Genomic DNA, 5,658 nt, shown 5'->3' with positions numbered 1-5,658 from the left:
GGGGGTGGGGGTGGGGGGGGGCGCGGGCGTGGGGGGGGGCGGGGGGGTGGGGGGGGGCGTGGGGGTCGGCCTCGGGGTCGGGGTGGGCGTTGCGGCCTCGGTCGGTCTGGTCGTCGGGCTGACGGTCGAGGTCGCGGACGTCGGGGTCGGCTTCGACGTCGGCTGCCCAGTGGGCTGGGAGGTCGGCTGGGAGGTCGGCTGGGTCGTCGGGTCCGACGTGGGCGTCTGGGTCGGGTTCGAGGAGGCCGTGCTGCTGGGGGTCGCGGTCGTGCTCGGCACGCCGGTCGGGACCGGTGCAGCCGTGGTCGGGGCGGTGTCCGTCGTGTCGTCCGCGCCCGCCGAACGCCGATCCGCGGCCGGCCCCGTCGAGCCGGCCGACGACGAGGGCGACGAGGACGACGTGCCCGGCTGTCCGGGGACACGCGGGGCCGTGACGCCGGCGCCGGCCCGGTCGGGACCGGCGACCCCGCCGGGCGGGTCATGAAGGGTCGCGAAGGCCAGTGCGGCGATCGCCGCGATGCTCGCCACGGCACCGACGGCGGCGACCGGTGCATGGGCCGCCACCAGGTCCTTGCCCCGGTCGAGCAGGGCGACGAGCGCACCGCCGGCCGAGACGCCGGCGGCGGCCGACGCAGCGGCCAGGTAGGCCCCGGCGGCGCTGCCGAGGACCAGCGGGCCGATGATCGCACCGAGGTTGGAGTTGATGTCGACGAGCTCGAGGTAGATCGCGGCGCACGGCCGGCACTCCTCGAGGTGGCCCTCGACCTTGGCGCTGTCCCGCTTGGCGAGGCCGCCTCGGATGTAGGGGCCGAGGTGGTCGCGGGTCCAGCGACAGGTGTCGCCCTCGATCTCGGCCACGTGCTCGTTCAGGAAGGCCTGCCGCAGGCCCTCGCGGGCTCGGTAGGCCAGCGCGGACACCGAGTTGGGGGTCATCCCGAGCAGGGGCGCGATGTCGACCGGCTTCTGCTCCTCGACCTCGGTGTGCCACAGCACGAGCTGCCAGCGCTCCGGCAGCGAGGCGAACGCACGTGCCGCGGCGGCGTTCTCGAAGCCCTCGACGGGGGTGTCGCGGAAGGGCACGCCCGGATCGAACATCTCCACGTCGTCGGTGGTGTGCAGCTTGGAGTTCGCCCGGATCCGGTCGACCCGGAGGCGGCGTACGGCCGTCAGGAGATAGGCGCGGAAGGCGACGTCGGGGCCGCCGCCGCGTTGGAGCACCGCCAGCACCTTGACGAACGCCTCGGACACGAGGTCGTCGCTGTCGCCGGCGGACGCGAGCTGGCGCGCCAGTCGCCTGGCGGCGTCGACGTGCCGCTCGAACAGGACGCCGTACGCCTCGACGTCGCCGCCGCGGACAGCCGAGATCAGGTCGGCGTCGCCGCGGGTGTCAACAAGGGTGGTGGTGCTCATGGGAACTCGGCGTTCGTCGGGGGGAGAGGAGGCCGTGAAAGGTGGATCCACTCTAGGGCTGGGCGACCTTCCACGGTGGGGGTTCGGCTGAGCTTCCCCAGAAAAGAATTTGCTTTCGCGTGGCGTCATACACACCGCTCGATCACGTTCCACCCGGTCGGAGACCGAGGGCGGGGGGCACGCGTGGGGATGTTCACCAAGGTGGGGAGGCGCCCCACGGTTGTCCCGAGCACCGTCACCCCCGCCGCCACCGGGCCACAGTCGGTGCCGCCGAGCCGGTTCGAGGCGGTGGCCGAGACGTTGGCGTCAGGCGAGGATCCGCACGGCGTCTGCTCGGTGGTCGGGCGGATGCTGGGCGCCGACGGGGCGTCGCTCGAGGACGCCCTCGGCGGGCTTCGCGCCACCTGGCTCGAGGTCCGCGGGTCAGACCCGTCGTTCGACGCGACGTCGGCGCTGCTGGCCGCCTGGAGCGACGAGACCCTGGCCTACGTCCACCAGCTCTCCTGCGCCGACCCGATGACCGGACTCTCCAGTCTCGTGCACGTCCGCAGTCGGCTCACCGAGCTCTATCTCCGCTCCGATCGGGTGCACGAAGACTGGGCCATGGTCGTGTGCGAGCTGCCCCTCCCACCGGTCCCGGCGGCGGACGGCAGCGACGGGGCCTACCGCCTGGTCCACTCGATGCGACTCGCTCGGGCGGGCCAGTGCGTGCGCACCGTCTTCGTCCTGGGCGAGACCGTCGGCCGCGTGGGCAGCCGTCGGGTGGCGGCGCTCGTCGAGCGCGACGGGCGACTGGGAGATCGGGTCCGCCTGCTGCGGAGGCTGCTCGAGGATGTCGTGGACCACACCCCGACCGCGAGAGTGTGGATCGAAGGCCTGCCGGTCGACGACGTGAACGCCGCTCTGCTGCTCGACGACCTGGCGCGCTGATCCGGCGCCGCAGCGTCACTAGGCTGTTGGCATGTGCGGCCGCTATGCCTCGTCCCGACGCCCCGAGGACCTGATCGAAGAGTTCGAGGTCGTCGACGACCGCACGCCCGCGCCCCTGGCCGCCGACTACAACGTCGCCCCCACCAAGGAGGTCTACGCGGTGCTCGAAAGGGGAGCGCGGCCGCCGGCGTCACCACAGGACGGCGCCGAGCCGCCCCAGCGTCAGCTCCGTGTGCTCACGTGGGGCCTGGTCCCGTCGTGGGCCAAGGACCCCAGCATCGGCAACCGGATGATCAACGCGCGGATGGAGACGGTCGCCGAGAAGCCAGCCTTCAAGCGGGCCTTCGCCGTCCGACGGTGCCTGCTCCCCGCCGACGGCTACTACGAGTGGTACCCCACCTCGCAGACCAACGCCAAGGGCAAGCCCGTGAAGCAGCCCTACTTCATCCGGCCCGCAGACGGCGGCGTGCTGGCGATGGCCGGGCTGTACGAGATCTGGCGTGACCAGCACCTCGCCGACGACGATCCTGACCGGTTCCGGTGGACCTGCACCGTGCTCACGACCCAGGCCGAGGACTCGCTCGGTCACATCCACGACCGGATGCCCCTGATGGTCGAGCGCGACCGGTGGGCGGACTGGCTCGATCCGCGCCACGGCGGCGAGCTGTCGCTGCTCGTCCCGGCCGCGCCCGGCAATCTCGTCGCCTACCCCGTCGCCCCGCTGGTGAGCAACGTGCGCAACAACGGACCCGAGCTCGTCGAGCCGCTTCCACTGGAGGACGCCCTCTCATGATGAAGGCCGAGATGCGCACCATCGCGACGGCGTACGGCGAAGGCCGACTCCACGTCCGGCGGGCGAAGAGCCCCATCGCGACCCTGCTGCTCAGCCACGGGGCGGGGCGCGGCGTGGACGCCCCCGACCTGGTGGCACTGGCGGGGGCCCTTCCGGGCCACGGTGTCAGCGTGATGCTCTTCGAGCAGCCCTGGCACGTGGCGGGTCGCAAGGTCGCAACCTCGCCGCCCACCCTGGACGCCGGCCTGATCGCCGCCGCGAACTCGCTGCGCACGCAGACGCCGCTCGTCGTCGGCGGTCGATCCGCCGGCGCCCGCTCCGGTGCACGCTGCGCCAAGGGGCTGGGTGCCCGCGGCGTACTCGCCCTGTCCTTCCCGCTGCATCCCCCCGGCAGGCCGGAGAAGACCCGCGTGGCAGAGCTGCGACGTGCCGGCCTGCCGATGCTGGTCGTGCAGGGGGAGCGCGACCCGATGGGCCGCCCCGACGAGTTCCCCACCGATGTCATCGGCCTCGACATGACGGTCATCCCCGAGGCGGACCACGGGCTCGTGGTGCCCAAGCGGGCCGTGGTGTCGCAGGCGGAGGCGCTCGGCATCGTCGTGGAGTCGACGCTGGAGTGGTTGATCCGCGGCATCGCCGGCTCGAGCTGACATCGCCGGACAGCAACTTCGGCACCGGAGGGAATCAAGCACGCAGGAGTCGCGTTGAGATCCACGTGCTTGCAACCCGACCCCGCCCTCTCGACATGGGCGACGCCGACGCGGCGGTAGTGTGGAAGACGATGACTGAATCTCTCTCCGACGACCTGCTCGCGACCGAGACCGCCGACGAGCGCTCGGCGCGATTCGAGCGCGACGCCCTGCCGTTCCTCGACCAGCTGTACGGCGCCGCGATGCGCATGACCCGCAACCCGGCAGACGCCGAGGACCTGGTGCAGGAGACCTTTGCCAAGGCCTACTCCGCGTTCCACCAGTTCAAGCCGGGCACCAACCTCAAGGCGTGGCTCTACCGCATCCTCACCAACACCTACATCAACACCTATCGCAAGAAGCAGCGCCAGCCGCAGCAGTCGATGGCCGAGGACGTGGAGGACTGGCAGCTGGCCCGGGCGGAGTCGCACAGCTCCACCGGCCTGAAGTCCGCCGAGATGGAGGCCCTCGAGCACCTTCCCGACTCCGAGGTCAAGGACGCGCTGCAGCGGCTGCCCGAGGAGTTCCGTCTGGCGGTCTACCTCGCAGACGTCGAAGGCTTCCCGTACAAGGAGATAGCCGAGATCATGAACACCCCCATCGGCACCGTCATGTCCCGACTGCACCGCGGCCGCCGCCAGCTGCGCGACATGCTCTCCGACCACGTCCGTGCCAACGACCTGCTCCCCAGCGGTGCGACGGAGGCGAAGCGATGAGCCAGCACAGCCCCGACCACGACGACTGCTCGGACTACCTCGAGCGCATCGTGTTCTTCCTCGACAACGAGCTCGACGAGGCCGACTGCTCCGAAGTGCGGGTGCACCTCGAGGAGTGCGGTCCCTGCCTGGAGAAGTACGACCTGCAGCGCACGGTCAAGCAGATCGTGGCCCGTTCCTGCTCGGAGTCGGCCCCCGACGGCCTGCGTGAGCGCGTGCGGATCCAGATCCGCGAGGTGCAGATCCGCATCAGCGAGGGCTGAATTCGCCCCCGTGCCCGACATTTGAGAGGATGACCCTCAGCCCTGTCACGGGCAACGAGCAGGGCTATCAATCTCTGGAGGAACATCATGGGCAAGACCGGACGCAAGCGCCGCGCTCGCAAGAAGAAGAAGGCGAACCACGGCAAGCGCCCCAACGCCTGAGCGCATTCCATGCAGACCCCCGGCCCACTGAACGAGGTGGCCGGGGGTTCGCTGCATTTCCGGGTCGTCAGCCGGGTCGTCAGCCGTGTCTCAGACCCGTGACATGAACCGCTCGGCGTCCACGACGACCCGGGTGACCTCGCCGGCGGCGACGACGCGGCCGTCGCGCACGTGGCGCGCAGAGACCGTGAATCGGTGCAGTCGGCCATCGACGTACGCCGTGGAGGCGGTCACCTCCAGCTCGGCGCCGACCGGGCTCGCGGCGAGGTGCTCGAGGCTGACACGGGTGCCGACGCTCGTGCCGCCGTCGGGCAGGGCGGCTTCGATGGCGGCACAGGTCGCGGCCTCGCACCACGCCAGCAGCCGCGGGGTGCCGAGCACCGGCAGCGACCCGCTGCCGACGGCCCTCGCCGTGTCGTTCTCGGCGACGGTGAAGCTCAGGGTCGCGTCGCTCATGTCAGCTCCATCCAGTAGGCGATCAGGTGGACGCCCGGCACGGGCTCCCAGTCCCGGTGCGGTGACCGCTCGTAGCCGAGCCGCTCGTAGATGCGGTGGGCCCCGACATCTCTCGCAGCGACGACAGCACCATGGCCGTGGCGCCCTGGGCGCGCGCCCGCTCCTCGCACAGCCTGGCCAGGGCCGTGCCCACGCCCTGACCACGTGCGTCCGGGTGCACCGCCAGCATCCGGAACTCG

9 protein-coding genes are annotated in these 5,658 nt (G+C 71.4%); 6 read left to right on the top strand and 3 right to left on the bottom strand.

The window, feature by feature from the left end; translation table 11 throughout:
* On the bottom strand, window positions 1-1,410 hold a 1,410-nt coding region (locus RMO85_RS05640; RefSeq protein WP_310527211.1), incomplete at its 3' end, for a sigma-70 family RNA polymerase sigma factor.
* Between the two features lie 201 nt (window positions 1,411-1,611).
* On the opposite strand from RMO85_RS05640, the gene RMO85_RS05635 reads away from it, so the two are divergent.
* The 6 genes from RMO85_RS05635 to RMO85_RS19625 all read left to right on the top strand — a co-directional run bounded on the left by RMO85_RS05635 (window position 1,612) and on the right by RMO85_RS19625 (window position 4,963).
* Entirely contained in the window at window positions 1,612-2,340 is a 729-nt protein-coding gene (locus RMO85_RS05635) for a hypothetical protein (protein WP_310527208.1), read from the top strand.
* A 31-nt stretch (window positions 2,341-2,371) separates the two neighbouring features.
* Entirely contained in the window at window positions 2,372-3,133 is a 762-nt protein-coding gene (locus RMO85_RS05630; RefSeq protein WP_310527207.1) for an SOS response-associated peptidase, read from the top strand.
* Window positions 3,130-3,783, top strand: a complete 654-nt coding sequence (locus RMO85_RS05625; RefSeq protein WP_310527205.1) for an alpha/beta family hydrolase — start codon at window positions 3,130-3,132, stop codon at window positions 3,781-3,783. Before RMO85_RS05630 ends, RMO85_RS05625 begins: the two co-directional genes overlap by 4 nt.
* Window positions 3,784-3,914: 131 nt before the next feature.
* Window positions 3,915-4,538, top strand: coding sequence for a sigma-70 family RNA polymerase sigma factor (locus RMO85_RS05620; protein ID WP_310527202.1), 624 nt, complete (start codon window positions 3,915-3,917; stop codon window positions 4,536-4,538).
* A complete protein-coding gene (gene rsrA / locus RMO85_RS05615) occupies window positions 4,535-4,801 on the top strand; it encodes a mycothiol system anti-sigma-R factor (protein WP_310527199.1) in 267 nt (88 codons plus the stop codon). Before RMO85_RS05620 ends, rsrA begins: the two co-directional genes overlap by 4 nt.
* 87 nt (window positions 4,802-4,888) lie before the next feature.
* On the top strand, window positions 4,889-4,963 hold the full coding sequence (locus RMO85_RS19625) for a 50S ribosomal protein bL37 (RefSeq protein ID WP_397203189.1): 75 nt from the start codon (window positions 4,889-4,891) through the stop codon (window positions 4,961-4,963).
* A gap of 90 nt (window positions 4,964-5,053) precedes the next feature.
* Here RMO85_RS19625 and RMO85_RS05610 read toward each other — a convergent pair whose 3' ends face one another.
* Both RMO85_RS05610 and RMO85_RS05605 read right to left on the bottom strand, forming a co-directional pair.
* Window positions 5,054-5,419 (bottom strand): thioesterase, FlK family, encoded by a 366-nt coding sequence (locus RMO85_RS05610; protein WP_310527195.1) that lies wholly within the window; start codon window positions 5,417-5,419, stop codon window positions 5,054-5,056.
* Between the two features lie 22 nt (window positions 5,420-5,441).
* Window positions 5,442-5,658 (bottom strand): GNAT family N-acetyltransferase (locus RMO85_RS05605; protein WP_310527193.1); only part of this gene is annotated, 217 nt, incomplete at its 5' end.

The organism is Nocardioides sp. (assembly GCF_031422975.1).
In the GTDB taxonomy this organism is placed as follows: domain Bacteria; phylum Actinomycetota; class Actinomycetes; order Propionibacteriales; family Nocardioidaceae; genus Nocardioides.
This window is presented reverse-complemented; position numbering and strand designations above follow the sequence as displayed.